The sequence below is a fragment of the Pseudoduganella ginsengisoli genome, from assembly GCF_009720865.1.
In the GTDB taxonomy this organism is placed as follows: domain Bacteria; phylum Pseudomonadota; class Gammaproteobacteria; order Burkholderiales; family Burkholderiaceae_D; genus Rugamonas; species Rugamonas ginsengisoli.
Genome location: NZ_WNLA01000009.1, coordinates 22,055 through 38,340, shown reverse-complemented (window position 1 = coordinate 38,340; position 16,286 = coordinate 22,055). Strand labels below are relative to the sequence as shown.

Here is a 16,286-nt window from a genome sequence, read left to right as displayed (position 1 = left end):
GGCCTGCTTAAGCTGCCTTGGCGGCTTCGCTGACGGAAGCGGCGGTTGGGAAAGCAATGGCGGCAGCTTTAGGCGCGGCAGCAGCTTTCGGTGCGGCAGCTTTCTTGGCCGCAGGCTTGCGGGCCGCTGGCTTTTTGGCTGGCGCTTCGGCTTTCGGCGCGGCAGCTTTTTTGGCGGCAGGCTTCTTGGCAGCAGCAGGCTTGGCAGCTTTCGCAGCAGGCTTGGCGGCAGCAACAACGATCTTCTTGCCGGTCAGTTCTTCCACGGCCTTGGTCAGCGCTTCAACGCGCTTGTTCAATTCTTGAACGTCTTTCTGGGTTGGCACGCCGATCGAGCCCAGGGCGCGGGAAACGCGCTCTTCAAACACTTGCTCCAGCTTGTCCCACGAACCGGCAGCCTGCTTGCCAACGCCGCTCACGGTTTCGCGCACTTCAGATACTTTATCTTCGGCCAGATCACGGGTACGCTTTTGCAACGCGGTGCCTTCTTTTACCAGCTTGGCAAAAACGCGGCCGCCTTCTTCCTGAGCTTTAGCGAATGCACCCAGGCCGGCTTGCCAGATTTGTTGTGCGGAGTTACGCACTGCACTTGCCAGTTGCTTGTCGTCTTCTTTTGCTGCCAGGGATTTCAGTTTCTTTGCCATAGTAAGCTCCTAAAGAGTCTTTCGTTTAATCGGATCGTTCCTTGCGATGAAAACATTTTAGGGGTCATTTCTAGAGATGGGCTTCTAATGGGGTAGAGTAGGCGTTCTAATGAACCGAGCAACAGTGCTTGCCAATTGTTGCCTGTCCTGTAATGATTGCTGGGTTGTCGATACTTAAGAATAAAGGAGAGACTTAATGCAATACTTTGTTACCGGAGCGACTGGATTTATCGGCAAACGCCTGGTCAGGAAACTGCTGGAAAAGAAAGGCAGCGTAGTCTATTTCCTGATGCGTGAAAGCAGCAGCGACAAGCTGCCAGCGCTCTACGAATACTGGGGTGTCAGTAAAGCGCGTGCTATTCCCGTATTCGGCGATTTGCGTAGTCCTAAACTGGGTGTCTCCAAAGACGATATCAAGCAACTGAGCAAGAATATCGATCATTTTTATCATCTGGCCGCCATTTATGACATGCTGGCCGATGCCGATGAACAAATGGCCGTCAATGTCGAAGGCACCCGCAATACAGTGGAATTCGCCAATGCGATCCAGGCCGGCATCCTGCACCACGTGAGCTCGATTGCCGCTGCCGGCATGTTTGAAGGCATTTTCCGCGAAGATATGTTTGACGAGGCAGAAAACCTCGACCATCCCTATTTCGCCACCAAACACGAATCTGAAAAAATCGTCCGCCAGGAAACCAAAGGCGCGTGGCGCGTATATCGCCCCGGCATGGTCGTGGGCGATTCCAAGACCGGCGAAATGGATAAAATCGACGGTCCGTATTATTTCTTCAAGCTGATCCAGCGCATCCGCCAATTACTGCCGCCATGGATGCCCACCATTGGTATTGAAGGTGGCCGCATTAATATCGTGCCGGTTGATTATGTGGTCAACGCCATGCACCACATTTCGCACCAGCCGGATCTGGATGGCCGCGCATTCCACCTGACGGACCCGGAACCGCTGCGCGTGGGCGAAGTATTGAATATCTTCTGCCGCGCTGCGCATGCGCCGACCATGAGTATCCGCATCAATGCGGCGCTGTTTGGCTTTATTCCAAAATCCATCAAGAAAGGCGTGATGGCGCTGACGCCGGTGCGCCGCGTGCGCGATGCCGTCATGAAAGACCTGGGCCTGCCGCCAGACTTGATGGGCTTCATCAACTACCCTACCCGCTTCGACAACCGCGATACGGCCAAGGCATTGAAAGGCACGGGCATTTCGTGCCCGCCGCTAGAAAGCTACGCGGCGCCCGTATGGGATTACTGGGAACGCAACCTGGACCCGGACCTGTTCATCGACCACACGCTGCGCGGCCAGGTGGCCGGCAAGGTCGTGCTGGTGACGGGCGGTTCGTCCGGCATCGGCCTGGCCGCTGCCCACAAGCTGGCGGAAGCCGGCGCCATCACGATTATTTGCGGCCGCGATGAAGCCAAGCTGGCGGAAGCGAAGAAAGAAGTGGAAGAGCGCGGCTTCGAGCTGATCACGTATGCGGCCGACTTGTCCGACATGGCCGATATCGACCGCTTCGCCAAAGTGCTGCTGGAAAACCATGGCGGCGTCGATGTGCTGGTCAACAATGCGGGCCGTTCGATCCGCCGCGCAATTGAATCATCGTATGACCGCTTCCACGACTTCGAACGCACGATGCAGTTGAATTACTTTGGTGCGCTGCGTTTGACGATGGCGCTGATGCCATCGATGACGGCAAAGAAACGCGGCCACGTGATCAACATTTCCTCGATCGGCGTGCTGACCAATGCGCCGCGTTTCTCCGCGTATGTGGCCTCGAAAGCCGCGCTGGACGCGTGGACCCGCTGCGCGTCGTCTGAACTGCAAGACCTGGGCATCAAGTTCACCACCATCAACATGCCGCTGGTGCGCACGCCGATGATTGCACCAACCAAGATCTACCAGAACGTGCCGACCCTGTCGCCGGAAGAAGCAGGCGACCTGATCGCGGAAGCCATCGTGTGGAAGCCGGTGCGCATTGCCACCCGCGTGGGTATCTTTGGCCAGGTATTGCACGCGCTGATGCCGCGCGTGGCGCAGATCGTGCTGAACACCACGTTCCGCATGTTCCCGGATTCGGAAGCCGCCAAGGGCGTGGATGGCAAGAAGGCGCCGCAAATGTCGTCGGAGCAGATCGCCATGCAGCAATTGCTGCGCGGGGTGCATTTCTAAGCTTTGCCGCCTGAAGCGTATGCCTGCTGACGCCGGCCCTGGGAAACCGGGCCGGCGTTTTTACACCCTTTCTTTGTAGCGATGCATAGCTTCGCATGTAGTGCCCGACTGATGCAGACTTTTCACTTTAAGAACACGGCTAGGGCTCATCTAAGGAAATAGGTTGAACCTTATTCCAATCCAGCTCAACATCGAGATCCACCAGTTTGGATGCATCTAAGATGGCAGCGGCCAATTTATTGGCCAGCCTGTTTTGGTCAGGTGTGAGCTTAGGTGCGCAAGCTCCCAACACATCGTCGAAACTCCAAGAAGTGCGCTCAAAACTGCACAGAAGGATCGCTTTGAGACGCCCAATTGCCGGTAGCCCATCTTTTCCGGTAACCAACGCAATTAGCCAACACGAAAATGCCAGTTCACAGGCCCTCATAGTCACCTCATTTGCTAATAAAGCTGAGGCATGTGCGGCAACCACAGCCGCATCGTTGAACCTTGCAACGGCAATCAAGAATTGAGCATAGTTTATGAGATTGTCCGGGTTATCGGGAGCCGCAGCAATAGCCTTCAGAAAGTATTCCTCGGCACTTACTTCATCATTACGCCACTTTTTGAGGAAGAGTGCATACCTGCCGAGAGTTGCTGCGTTGCCGTTATCTGCAGCAATTGCTTTTCGATAGAAATCCTCCGCCCGCGAAATGTCATTGCCCCGCTTTGCAAGGAATGATGCGTAGTTACCAAGGGTGTGAGCGTGGTTGGGATCTTCACCGATAGCCCTCAGATAGTATTCCTCAGCCTTTGCATCATCGTTCCGCCGCTTCTCAAGAAAAAGCGCGTAATTGCCAAGATTGGTGACGTTGCTAGGGTCTACGGCGATTGCCTTCAAAAAATACTCTTCAGCCTGCACATCATCGTTCAGTTTCTCTGTAAGAAAGATTGCATAGCTACCAAGGTTGCGGGCATGGTTTGCATCTGCTGCAATAGCTTTTCGATAAAATTCGCCTATCAATGCGTCATCTTTATCCAGTGCTCTCAGAAATCTTGCGTAGTTGCCCAAATAATTAGCATTAGTGGGGTCAGCAGCGATAGCCCTCAGGAAATAGTCCTGCGCCCGTGCAGTGTCATTTAGCTGGGTGTGAAGGAAAATTGCATACTGACTAAGTAATTGAGGCACATTTCCGACCGCGTCAAGACCTTCTTTGTACAATCGTTCTTTTTCAATTGCGTCCGTCGCTACATTGATGCGCTTCTGCCAATGCCACCAAGCTGATGGACCTGACTTCTCTGGTTCAGTCAGATTGGAGAGAGGTACCCTGACATTCAGAGCGTCAAGTACCGCTGAAGATTCAGCGCTAGCTGTCGCGGTAACGTTCTGACTAGGGACTCCTCCACTTAGTTCAAGGGAAGCAGAAGAACCGGAAATGTCACCTTCAGCTTTCTCGGTCAGGCGCTCTTTTGCTTTTCTAAGTTCTTGTGCGCGCAGATCTGCGCGCTCGCACAATTTATCGGGATTAAAGACATTTCCAAACGGCTCCTCTAGTAGCGCCATCAATTCATCGAACCCAGGGATTTCGATTAGTGCCCCCGCCTGTGCTGCAACGACAGCCTTAATCCGGTCACTTGGCGGGTCCCCCTTGCGCCAGCACCATTGAATGCCGCCGGGAATAGATTCGGAGGGAAGCTCCTCAAGTAATTTCATCAACGAACCATCATTCCCACCGTAACCAATGACGATAGGTGTGTAAAGGCGAAAGATTTCCACCAAGGCTTTGGAATACCCTTTGTCCATGTCGTCTACTTCCGTTGGTGAACTTTTGGGCCCCAGCAAAAAGTCATGGTGAAACTTAATTATCAACGGTCTCCGGAGCGTCGGCCGTGCAAAATTAGCTATGGCGCTGTGACCGATGACAATTGGAATTTTTTTGCCAAGCGCACCTAACGTTTCGGCAGGAAGATTGTCGAAATTTGGAGTAATGACCACGTTGTGACGTGACGGCGAATCAGGACTATCGGAATTCAGAATTTCCGCCAGCGCGTAATAACCATAACTGGGTGTAGCTGCCTCGATATGGCGCTCAAGCTCAGCATGACCTTGAGCGCGGTCATGACTCCATTTCGCCTGGTAAATGGCTGGGTATGCAGCCGCGAACGAAGTAATATCTGCAACGCTGGTACCAGGCGGAAGGCCGTCGATCCCGTGCGCTCCTTCGCTGAGCCATTGCCCAAAATTCTCGGCAATTCCGCCACGCTCTTTGTGAATTTTCTTTAACCACTCAAGGCCAAGTTCGCCAGCCGTTGGAATGCTGGACATCTTAGATGCACCAGCTCCCAGCAGGAAGCAAAAACGACGGTCTGGCATATTTGTGTGAATATGGCGAACCTCTTCGATAAAGCCTAGAAGATGAATATGACGGATGGGCGGGTTGCTCATGAACTGATTGACTTGGTTAGCAGGACTGAACCACTCCTGGCGATAGGTTCCAACTCAAAGTTTAACCCGGTTATTTTGTTTTTCCTAACAGATACATAGCAGCAAATTAAAACCTTCCTTGCGGGAACAACCAAAGAACGGCCCGGGTTACCTCAATGCCAGATGGATAATTGTTGCACCCAAGGAAATTTAGCTGGCAGGCTTTTTTATTTTGGCTGCCGCATATCCGTCGGCAACTGCTGCGCCGGCAGCCATTTGCGGTGAATGCGCAGGAACGTTCCATCGCGCTTCATGTCGCGCAGCGCGTCATTCCACGCCCGCACCAGTTCCTGCGGCGTATCGCTGGTGAACGCAAAAAACACATCTTCCGTACTCAGCGTACGCAGTAAAACCACATCGCTGCGCCGGTAGCCCATATGCTCCAGCGCCACACCTGCCGTTTCCTCGCCTTCCACCCATAAGTCGAACCGCCCCTGCATCAGCATGCGCGCACCTAGGTCGGAGCTGTTGGTTTCATCAGTCAGGCTGAAGCCTTCGCGCTGCGCCACATGGGCAAAGATGCTGCCGCGGCGCGCACCGGTGCGCCAGGCTTTCAAATCGTGGCCTGCGGCACGCAGCGCTTCCGCCCGGTCGGCCCGCGCAAAGACAGCAACCTTGACGAGGAACAGCGGCCCCGCATACACCATGGTTTTCGACCGTTCCGGCGTCGGCACAATGGACAGCAACAGTACGCGGCGGTCATTCTTTGCAATCGACAGCGCCCGTATCCACGGCACGATTTCAATAGGATCGCTGCGTCCCAGCCGCCGCTGCACTTCCTGCGCCAACTCCACCACCAGCCCCGTGGGTTTGCCATCTTCGATGAAGCTGACGGGCCGGCTATCCATGCCGAATATCCGCAAGGGCAGATCGGCTTCTGCCGCCATGGCAATACTGCACAGCAGCGCCAGCAAGAAAACGGCGCAGCGGGCCATCTTCACGTCAATTCACCCGTGCAGCCGATGCGCCATACAGCTGTGCATGCAACCGGAACCCTTCCTTGATATTTTCCCGCAGCACGGCGCCCTTCCACGGCTTCGTATAGAAGCGGTCGATGGCGCCGTGGTTGATGGCCGCCATGATCGGCGTCAGGTCGGCATAAGCGGACAGCATGATGCGGAACGTATCGGGCGCCAGGTTTTTCACGCGCTCCATGAATTCCGTACCGCTCATCATCGGCATGCACTGGTCGCACAAGATCACTTGCACGCGGTTGCGGGCCAGCAAGTCAAAGCCTTCGGCAGCAGTTTGCGCCGTCAAGATGCGGTAGCCGTCTTGCGCCAGGAAGTCCGACAGCACTTCCAGCATGAAGTGGTCGTCATCGACAATCAGCAAGGTTTGCTGCTCGACCTGGTGCTCTTCCACCGGCGCCTGCAGGCATTTGCCATCGCGCAGCATCAATTCAAATTCCTGTTCCGGCAATGGACGGCTGAAATAATACCCCTGCATTTCATCGCAGCCATGGCGGCGCAGATATGCCAGCTGCGCGTCTTTTTCCACGCCTTCCGCAATCACGTGCAATTTCAAGCTGTGCGCCATGTTGATGATGGCCAGCACAATGGCCGCATCGTCCGGATTGCTGGTGACTTCGCGCACGAATGCGATATCGATTTTCAGCTTGTCGATCGGGAACCGCTTCAGGTAAGCCAGCGACGAATAGCCGGTGCCGAAATCGTCGATGGAAATCTGGATTCCCAGCGCCTTCAAGTTTTGCAGCACAGTGATCGTGTCTTCCGCATTCGACATCAGCGACGATTCCGTCAATTCCAGTTCCAGCAATTCCGGCGCGATATCGTGCTCCTTGATAGCCTTCAGCACTTCTTCTTCCAGCCCTCCGACAAAGAACTGGATGCCCGACACGTTGACCGACAGCTTGACGTTGCCGATGCGCGAACGGCTCCATTCCGCGATCTTGCGGCACGCTTCATGGATCACCCACGTGCCAACCTTGACGATCAGCCCCGTCTCTTCCAGCAGCGGCACAAACAGCGCCGGCGACACCATGCCGTGGCCCGGACGGCTCCAGCGGATCAGCGCTTCCGCGCCGCTGATGCGGCCCGTGTTGATATCGACTTTAGGCTGGTAATACAAAATGAATTCGCCATTGTCGATGGCGCGGCGCAGCGCATTTTCCATGTCGAGCCGCGCCAGCGATTGCGCGTTCATTTCCGCCGTGAAGAAACGGAATGCATCGCGTCCCGCTTCCTTGGCGCGGTACATGGCGGTATCGGCATACTGGATCAAGGTGTCTGCATCCTGGCCGTCATCGGGGAACACGGAAATACCGATACTGGCCGTGACGGTGACTTCATGGCCTTTCAAATCAAACGGGCGGCGCATCGCGTCGCGGATCTTATCGACCACGGCAATCGCGTTTTGCGCGCCTTCCGGCAACATCAAAATCGCGGCAAATTCATCGCCGCCAAAGCGGCCGATGGTGTCGCGCACGCGCAGGCAATCGACCAGGCGGCTGGAGAACTGGCGCAGCAATTCATCGCCGATGGTGTGGCCCAGGGTATCGTTGATGTTCTTGAAGCGGTCCATGTCGAGGAACAGCACGGCCAGCGCCCACTTATGTTCAGCCGCCTGATGCAGCGAATGGCTGAGCGAATCATAGAACTGGCTGCGGTTCGGCAAGCCCGTCAGCGTGTCGAAGTGCGCCAGTTTCAACAGGCGCTGTTCCGCCTCCTTGCGCTCTGTGATGTCGCGCGCCACGGCCACTAAAATCCAGTTCTGCCCTGAACGCAGGGTGCGGCGCTGCACTTCCACCGACAATGGCGAGCCATCCTTGCGCTGCAACAGCATTTCCGCCATGGCGCCACTCTGGTCGCCCGCCAGCAGCTTGTCATATAAATCTTCCAGCCGCGCCAGTTCCGGGTCATGCGAACGTTCCGGCCCCACCTTCAGGAAGTCGTCGCGCAGATAGCCCAGCATGCGGCATGCCGTGGCATTCACGTCGACAAACGTATTCGATGCGCGGTCCACGAGGAAAATCGCATCAGCCGTGGCGTCCATCGCCAGGCGGAAGCGGCGCAAGTCTTCATCGAGGCGGATGCGCGCATTCATGTCTTGCTGCAGCTGCGCATGGTGGCGCTTGATCTGGTCGTACAGCTGCAGGTTTTCATAGGCGACGGCCACTTGCGCCGCCACCGTCACAGCCACCCGTTCATCGACTTCGGAAAAACTGTCGACGCCCAGCTTGTCGGCCAGGTATAGCCAGCCATGCACGTGTTCACTGGACGCCAGCGGCACGCCAAGGAACGAATGCACGGCGGGATGCGACTCTGGCAAGCCAATCGCATCCGGGTTACCCGGCAACGAGTCGATGCGGATCGGCTGGCGCTGCTGCAGCAAATTTGCCAGCACGCCGGCGCGCGGCGCGGTGAAAATCAAACGCGCCTGCTGGCCCACGCCGCAGCTTGCGAAATAACTGAGGCTGGCCGCGCCCGGCTCCAGCACGCCGATGCACGCATAGCGCGACACGCAAATGTTTTGCGCGACACGGCAGCCGATTTCAATCAGCGCTTGCGGATCGCGCTCCGCCCCCAGTTCAATGCCCAGCTCAATCAGCGCCGTCAGGCGCAAACTCACTGCCTGCAGGCTCGACAGCGAATGCGACAGCCGCGCCGTCATCTGGCTCAAATGTTCCGCTTCCGGTTCCGGCGATTCGCCAGCGAGCTGCGTAATCAACTGGCTCGACGACTCCACTTCGCCCAGGTATTCCGCCACCTGGTGGTCCAGGTTCATGAAGCGGCCATTGCTGGGCGGCTCCGGTGCAAAGGCCGGCACGGCGTCTTGCTCAGCCGCTGTGACGCCCAGCGCTTCATGCACGGTTTTTAAAATCACGTCCGGGTCGGACGGTTTCGGCAATACCCAGCGCACGCCGCACGCATCGGCCACGGCCATGGCTTCCCGCTCGCGGTATGTCGCCGTGTAAAAAATCACGGGCACAGTGGCGGTTTCCGGGTCGCGGTGCATGCGCGTGACGAATTCATAGCCATCCATATTCGGCATCAGGATGTCGGAAATCACCAGGTCCGGCTTTTCCTGCTTCACCATGCGCAAGCCTTCCACGCCATTGGCCGCTTCCAGCAAACGGTGGCCCCCATAACCCAACAGGGTCATCAGGAACTCCCGGTTCAACACATGGTCATCAACAATCAGGATCGTCGAGATGTCGGTTTTAGCCTGGGGCGACATCTCCCCCGGCAAGAAAGACTCGATTTGCGTGACAAACGTATCGGGTTCAATGGGTTTGCCGATATAGCCGTCAAAACCGGCCGCCAGCAGGCGCTCGCGGTCGCCCACCATGGCCAGCGCCGTCACCGCCAGCGTGGGAATCGGGCGCAAGGCCGGGTCTTGCTTCAATTGCGCCACCACGCCATAACCGTCGAGCTTGGGCAAGTGCACATCGCAGATAATCAGGTCCGGCAATTCCTGGCGCGCCATGGCGACACCCTGTTCCCCGTCATGCGCCATCAATGCTGTATAGCCGAAGGCATTCAACAGGTAGGTCATCAACTCCATGTTGGTCGGGTTGTCTTCAATAATTAAGATGCGCGCGGACACAGTACTACTCCCGGTTAATTCAACTCATCACTCATTGTTGCAGCGGTACTGCCAGCGTAAACACACTGCCCTCGCCATGGCGGCTTTCAAACTGTATTTCTCCATCCAGCAACTTGGCCAGCTTTTGGCACAGGTGCAAGCCCAGGCCGGCGCCTTCGGCCTGTTGCCGCTCCCCGCTGCCAAGCTGGCTGAATGCCTCGAATAAGCGGCCTTGCATGTCGGGGCTGATGCCAGCGCCAGTATCGCTGACGCTGATCGCGGCAAAAGCGCGCCCGCGGATCTCGCTGCGCGCCAGGATCACCTGCACAGTACCATGTTCAGTGAATTTGATGGCGTTGCCCACCAGGTGGCCAAGGATTTGCAGCAGCGCCCGGCGGTCGCCGTGCACGGTCAAGTCGCGGTCCGGCGCCATGTAATCGAGCGCCAAGCCTTTGCGCTGCGCCTGCGGCCGGAATTCGGCCAGCAATTCCGCCAGCAACGCATGGCACCCGACGGGCTGCAATTGCAACTCCACTTTACCCGACGCGATTTTGGTCAAGTCCAGCAAATCATTTATCAGCACCAGCAACTGGCGCGCGCTGCCTTGTATCGTGCGCAGCTGCCGCTCCTGTTCGTCCGTCAGCGGCCCCGGCAGGCACATCAGCAAGGTGCCCGTAAAGCCCAGGATAGCGTTCAATGGCGTGCGCAATTCATGCGACATGCTGGCCAGGAAGCGGTCCTTGGCCTGGTTGGCCTGCGCCAGCGCCAGGTTTTTTTCATACAGCGCCTGCTCGATGTTTTTGCGCTCCGTGATATCGCGGATCGCGCTCATGATCAACGTGCCCTCTTCCGTCTTGATGGGGCTGAGGCTGATCTCGATCGGAAATTCTTCGCCGTTTTTGCGCAAGCCAAACAAATGGCGGCCCGCGCCCATTTGGCGCGATTGCGGCTGCGCGAAATAATGGTCGCGGTGGCGGGCGTGGGCATTGCGGAAGCGCACCGGCATCAGGTTTTCCAGCGGCTGGCCGCGCAACTGGCCCGGTTCATAGCCGAACATGGCGTAAGCGCGGCTGGTGGCCAGTACGACCCTGCCTGCCGCATTGGCCATGACTATGGCGTCCGGCGTGGATTCGAGCACATTGCCAAAGTGCGCCTCCACCAGCTTGGCGTCGCGCAGCACTTTCAGTTGCGTGACGTCTTTCTTATTCCACAAGATGTATTCAATGGTGCCATACGCATTGCGCACGGCTTTGGCGGAACTGTCGATGTACACCAGCGCACCATCGCGGGCGCGCCGCAGCGATTCGTAGCTGGCGTTGCCATGGGTCAAGGTCTGGCGCAAAACGCGCCGCTCGGCTTCCACCATATCGGGCGGGACAATCAGGCTGGCCAACGTACGGCCCAGCGCTTCTTCGCCGGTGTAGCCAAACACGGATTGGGCGCCGCGCGTCCAGTAAACAACTTCGCCGTCCGGCGTGGTCACAATGACGGCGTCCGGCGTTTCATCCAGGATCAGCTTAGCGAAATCTGTTGCCATCGGTTCACCCCGGTAGTGCATTGGCACATACAATAACCATACAGCAACATGGTGCGAGAAAACTCACCAATTCTCACTGCGGAAGGGGATTTTCGTGATTACTATTTGTTGCCAACTCTTAATGCAGTCTACCTAACGATTAGCATGCTGTCTATTCTATTGCGCGCAATTGAATTCGTTGCTAACTGAAGCGATTTCATTCAGAACGGCGCTTAATACACGCTTGTCCGCGCCGAGGGCGACGTGGCCGATGCCGCCGAACGCGATATTGCGCGCGCCCGGCAAAAAAGAGGAATCCTGTGGCGCAATGATATTGTCGTGATGCGACCACAGTGACACGAACAAGGCGCGGGTTTCCGGCGTTTCGCTGGCAGCCAGCGCAGCCAGCCACGGAGACCCCAGGCGCATCTGGCCGGCATTGACGCCGGGGCCGAAATTGGCCAGCGCCGTGCCGTGGTGCGGCGTGCCGAGGGTAATGACTTTGGCGACTTTGTCTGCGCCATGACGCCGCAGGTACGCGCGGCTGGCCAGGCCGCCCATGCTGTGCGCAACGATGATGGCGCGGGGGCTGCCGGCTGCCTTGCACAGCCGCGCCAATGCTTCATGTATGCGCTCCGCATAGTCATCGATGCTGCCGGCAACCGGCTCCAGGTCCAGCGCCATATGGCTGATGCCGGCCTGCTTCAAGCGGGCCGACAAATGCACCCAGTAGCCGCTGTTGCAGCCATAGCCATGCACCAATAGGACAGGCACGCCAGTAGCGAGATGCAAGTTGCGGTTGGGCCGCAACATGTGCCACGACGTGGTCAGCATCGACGCGCGGAATTCCGTGTAAAACAGGCGCAGCGCCCCGCGCCAGTCAAGCCGGTGTTCTTCCGGCGTGACGCTGGCGGCGCGCGCCGCCATGGCAAAGTTATTGAGGTTGATGGCCAGCCGCACGATGGCCACGAAGGCCAGCGCCAGCAACGCGGCGCCCCACGGCCCGCCCTGCGGCCACCAGTGCAGGACACCCCAGCCGATGGCCAGCGCAGCCGCCAGCTGGATCAGCATGATGATGGCAAGCAGCAGGCGGGCCATGGCGGCGTTCCTTTATGCTGCCGCGTTCAGCCTGGGCGCCTGCTTGCCCAGGCTTTCCGCCAGACGGCTTGCCAGCCGCGCCGTGACGCCATAGATCGACAATTGCGGATTGGCGCCGATCGACGTGGGGAACAGCGAGCCATCGTGGACCGACAGATTCTGCACGCCAAAGTAGCGCCCATTGCCATCGACGACACCCTTGGACGGATCGGACGCCATGCCGCAGCCCCCCATCACGTGCGCCGATACGACGCGCATCAAATGGTCTTGCATCGGCAGCGCGTTGATGGCGGCTTTCGCCTGTTCCCAGCTGGTGTACGACTGCGCCTGCTCGTGTACCGGCAAGACGCTTTTCGCCCCGGCGGCAAACTGGATTTCAGCCATGGTCAGCAATGCGCGCCGCACGCCGTCCCACACGGCCGGCGTGATCGGATAATGCAGCACCGGCAAGCCGTAATCGTTGAGGCCCACGGTGCCGCCAACGGAATCAGGATTGAAACCATCGCGCAGCAGCGCCAGGATCGTATGCACGTGCGGGAACTGGCGCATCATGTCCGCGTGCGCCTGGCCAAAGCCTTGCAGCGTGGTCGACATCAGCACCGGATGTTGCGGCGGCACTTCCAGCTTGTAGCCGACAGGACCGTCGACCGCATCGCGGTGCAGGAAGTGGTCGGAATACACGGATTGCGGTGCGCCCGAATACCCTTCGACTTTTTGTTCAAACAGCGCGGCCGACGCAATGGTCGGATGCAGGAACGTGCGGCGGCCGATCAAGCCGTGCGGATCCGGCGCCTTCGAGCGCAGCAGCAAGCCCGGATTATTGATGGCGCCGCCGGCCAGCACGTAGTGTTTCGCGCGCACGGTGACGAACTTGCCGGTCGGCGCCATGCCGTCGGCCGCCATCGCCTGCACGACCACGTGGTCGACTTGATCGCCGTTGAACGCCAGTTGCCACGCGCGGGCATGGTGCAGCAGGCGTGCGCCATGGTCGAGCGCGGAAGGAATGGTCGTCACCAGCATCGATTGCTTGGCATTGGTCGGGCAACCCATGCCGCAATAGCCGAGGTTCCAGCAACCGTTGACGTTGCGGCGGATGGTGTCGGTCGGCACGCCCAGATTTTCCGAACCTTTGGCCAGCAAACTGTTATTTTCATTGGGCGGCACTTCCCACTTGGCCACGTGCAGGCGCTGCTCCATCATGTCGAACCATGGCGCCATCGCATCCTTGGAATAATCCTTGAGGCCGAACTGCGATTGCCAGTAATTGAGCGTATCTTCCGGCGTGCGGAAGCTCGACGTCCAGTTGACGACCGTGGTGCCGCCCACCGTGCGGCCTTGCAAGATGTTGATGGTTTTGTCGCGCGTCTTGCGCGCTGCGCCTTCCTGGTACAGCGTCGGGTACGCCTGCGCTTCGCGCATTTTGAAGTCGCTCGACGACTTCAACGGTCCTTCTTCCAGGATGACGACATTCAAGCCGGCCAGCGTCAGGATTTCCGCCGTCACACCGCCGCCGGCGCCGCTGCCGATAATGGCGACGTCGGCTTCGATGGCCTGGTCTTGCTGCAATGCCGAGCAGTCCGTGACTTTCCAGCCGCGCTGCAAGCCTGCCTTGATCGGGTCCGGAATCACGGAACTGCCAGTCTGGGTTTGTACAGGGATAGTTGCCATGGTTCCTCAGCTCAGTTCCTTGATCGGGCCCGGGTAGCCAATTGCCGCCCACGCGTCCGGTTGTGCATACCAGGCGCCCAGCACCAGGTCGTGTAAAGCCGCATAGGCGCCGCGCAGCAGGCCCAGGCGGTGTGTGCGCCAGCCTTGCAGGAAAGCCGACACCTGGTCCGCGGACGCTTCTTCCCATGCGGGGACACCGGCCAGCAGACGGCGCGCCGGCGCCAGCGACAGCAAGCCGAACAAATCCTGGATTTCCTTTTGCGTGACCAGCGGCAAGGTCGCCACAGCGCCCTGCACGCCATCGACGGTGCGCGCAATGGCGGCGGCACGGTCGGCGCCGCCTGCGGGCAACATGGGACCGAGGATGGCAGGCACGATGGCGGTCAATACTGTGCGGGCGCCACCGTCCAGGCGGTACGGGGCCAGCGCCGGCGGGCCCTGTACCTTGCGATACACGGCCCCGCCTGCCGCCAGGACCAGGGCGCCCAGGACCCCGGCCTTCAGGAAGGTTCTGCGATTTGTCATGATGTCTCCAATTCTTGTATTTTTTAGTGTACGACAGGACACTAATGACCTTGGGAGCCAAAAATAGAGGCCATCCTCCAGCGGACTTCTGGTAAAAACTCGCCCCATGAAGAAAAAGAATACGCTCAGCCCCCTGGAAATCCAATTGCGCGACGCCCGCCTGGAGCGCAAGGCTGCCGGTAACGACCCCGCGCTGCATTCCGCCCGCCTTGCGTTGAAATCGTTTCAAAGTGAACGCCTGGCCGCCACGCACGCCGACTTGATGCGTGGCGACACGCATGATGCCGTCATGTTTTTCCTCGAAGAACTGTATGGCACGCACGACCTGAGCCAGCGCGACGTCGACCTGGAACGCATTGCGCCCACCATGTTGCGCGTGCTGCCTGCCGATGCACTGCAGACCATGACGGACGCCATGAGCCTCGATGCGCTGGCGGAACGGCTGGATACGGCGATGGCGAAATTACTGGGGCCGGAATTTACAGAGCAACAATATATAGAGGCGTACCGCCACGCAATGACGCGCGCGGACCGCGAGCGGCAGCTGGATCTGGTGCAAAGGCTGGGCGACTCGCTCAGTGAACTGGTGCGCATCCCGATGCTGTACGGCACGTTAGTGCTGATGCGGGGGCCGGCCAGGGTGGCGGGACTAGGCAGCTTGCAGCGTTTTCTGGAGCGGGGCTTTAATGCGTTCCGCAAGATGAAGAAACCGCAAGAGTTCGTGGCGACGATTACGCGGCGGGAGCGGGAGATCTTAAAGCGCTGTTATCAAGGCGACCCGGAACCGTTCAGCGTTGCTTAGTTTGCATAGTGGTGCCAGGCACTAACCGGATTTGCAACTTTCAGGATTTGCAGCGCACAAGAATCTGCCGCGCTATGCCGCGCAAGATGTTGACTTCTTCCGTCTCCAGCTGGGTGCGGGCAAACAGCCGTTTCAGCCGCGGCATCAATTTGCGGGGATTGTTTGCGTCCAGGAATCCCACTTCCACCAGCGCCTGCTCCAGGTGCGTATACATGCCATCGATTTGCGCCGCCGATGCCGCTTCGCCCTGGAAGCCAATCACCCCGCCATTGCCGGGCGCACGCGCCTCGGGAGCTTGCTGCCCCGCCAACCCCGCCATGCGGCACTCATAAGTCAGCACTTGCGCCGCCTGCGCCAGGTTCAGCGATGAGTATTCCGGGTTGGCGGGAATATTGATCAGCACGTTGGCTTTTTCCACGATTTCATTGGGCAAGCCAAAACGTTCATTGCCGAAGATGAGCGCCGCGTTTAATTCCGGCTGCGCCGCCACCTGCTCCGCCACCGCGCGGGGCGTCAGCACCGGCGGCGAATATTCGCGCAAGCGGGCCGACACGGCTGCCGCGAAATTCACGCCGTCCAGCGCCTCCCCCATAGAGCCGACGATCCGGGCCGATGACAGGATATCTTGCGCGCCGCTGGCAAACGCCACGGCTTCCTCATGTTGCAATGCCCCGTCAAAGCGGGGATTGACCAGCACCAGATCAGAAAATCCCATGGTTTTCATTGCCCGAGCCACGGAGCCAATGTTGCCAGGACGGCTAGTTTCTACAAGAACAATTCGCAGGCGGGTGAAGATCGATGCTGTGTTTTGAGGCAGGTTCATTTAAAATAGCGCAA

The 16,286-nt window shown here is 58.4% G+C and carries 11 protein-coding genes; 2 read left to right on the top strand and 9 right to left on the bottom strand.

Going from position 1 to position 16,286, the window contains the following annotated elements; genetic code table 11:
• Window positions 1–7: 7 nt before the first annotated feature.
• Window positions 8–643 (bottom strand): phasin family protein, encoded by a 636-nt coding sequence (locus tag GM668_RS14615; RefSeq protein WP_155439697.1) that lies wholly within the window; start codon window positions 641–643, stop codon window positions 8–10.
• A 196-nt stretch (window positions 644–839) separates the two neighbouring features.
• On the opposite strand from GM668_RS14615, the gene GM668_RS14610 reads away from it, so the two are divergent.
• Entirely contained in the window at window positions 840–2,828 is a 1,989-nt protein-coding gene (locus GM668_RS14610; protein WP_155439696.1) for an SDR family oxidoreductase, read from the top strand.
• Window positions 2,829–2,967: 139 nt separating this feature from the next.
• Here GM668_RS14610 and GM668_RS14605 read toward each other — a convergent pair whose 3' ends face one another.
• The 7 genes from GM668_RS14605 to GM668_RS14575 all read right to left on the bottom strand — a co-directional run bounded on the left by GM668_RS14605 (window position 2,968) and on the right by GM668_RS14575 (window position 14,647).
• On the bottom strand, window positions 2,968–5,253 hold the full coding sequence (locus GM668_RS14605) for a hypothetical protein (protein ID WP_155439695.1): 2,286 nt from the start codon (window positions 5,251–5,253) through the stop codon (window positions 2,968–2,970).
• 206 nt (window positions 5,254–5,459) lie between these two features.
• Window positions 5,460–6,227: a substrate-binding periplasmic protein gene (locus GM668_RS14600; RefSeq protein ID WP_155439831.1), complete on the bottom strand. Its 768-nt coding sequence runs from the start codon at window positions 6,225–6,227 to the stop codon at window positions 5,460–5,462.
• A gap of 7 nt (window positions 6,228–6,234) precedes the next feature.
• On the bottom strand, window positions 6,235–9,861 hold the full coding sequence (locus tag GM668_RS14595; RefSeq protein WP_170305646.1) for an EAL domain-containing protein: 3,627 nt from the start codon (window positions 9,859–9,861) through the stop codon (window positions 6,235–6,237).
• Between the two features lie 31 nt (window positions 9,862–9,892).
• Window positions 9,893–11,377: a PAS domain-containing sensor histidine kinase gene (locus GM668_RS14590; protein ID WP_155439694.1), complete on the bottom strand. Its 1,485-nt coding sequence runs from the start codon at window positions 11,375–11,377 to the stop codon at window positions 9,893–9,895.
• A gap of 156 nt (window positions 11,378–11,533) precedes the next feature.
• Entirely contained in the window at window positions 11,534–12,454 is a 921-nt protein-coding gene (locus GM668_RS14585) for an esterase/lipase family protein (RefSeq protein WP_155439693.1), read from the bottom strand.
• Window positions 12,455–12,466: 12 nt separating this feature from the next.
• Entirely contained in the window at window positions 12,467–14,122 is a 1,656-nt protein-coding gene (locus GM668_RS14580) for a GMC family oxidoreductase (RefSeq protein WP_155439692.1), read from the bottom strand.
• Window positions 14,123–14,128: 6 nt separating this feature from the next.
• Window positions 14,129–14,647 carry a hypothetical protein gene (locus GM668_RS14575; protein ID WP_155439691.1) on the bottom strand — a complete coding sequence of 173 codons (519 nt, stop codon included), beginning with the start codon at window positions 14,645–14,647 and terminating at the stop codon, window positions 14,129–14,131.
• A gap of 106 nt (window positions 14,648–14,753) precedes the next feature.
• Between GM668_RS14575 and GM668_RS14570 the strand changes: the two genes are divergently transcribed.
• A complete protein-coding gene (locus GM668_RS14570) occupies window positions 14,754–15,449 on the top strand; it encodes a DUF8198 family protein (RefSeq protein WP_155439690.1) in 696 nt (231 codons plus the stop codon).
• A 40-nt stretch (window positions 15,450–15,489) separates the two neighbouring features.
• Here the strand turns inward: GM668_RS14570 and GM668_RS14565 are convergent, their stop codons facing one another.
• On the bottom strand, window positions 15,490–16,272 hold the full coding sequence (locus GM668_RS14565) for an RNA methyltransferase (protein WP_155439689.1): 783 nt from the start codon (window positions 16,270–16,272) through the stop codon (window positions 15,490–15,492).
• Between the last annotated feature and the right edge of the window lie 14 nt (window positions 16,273–16,286).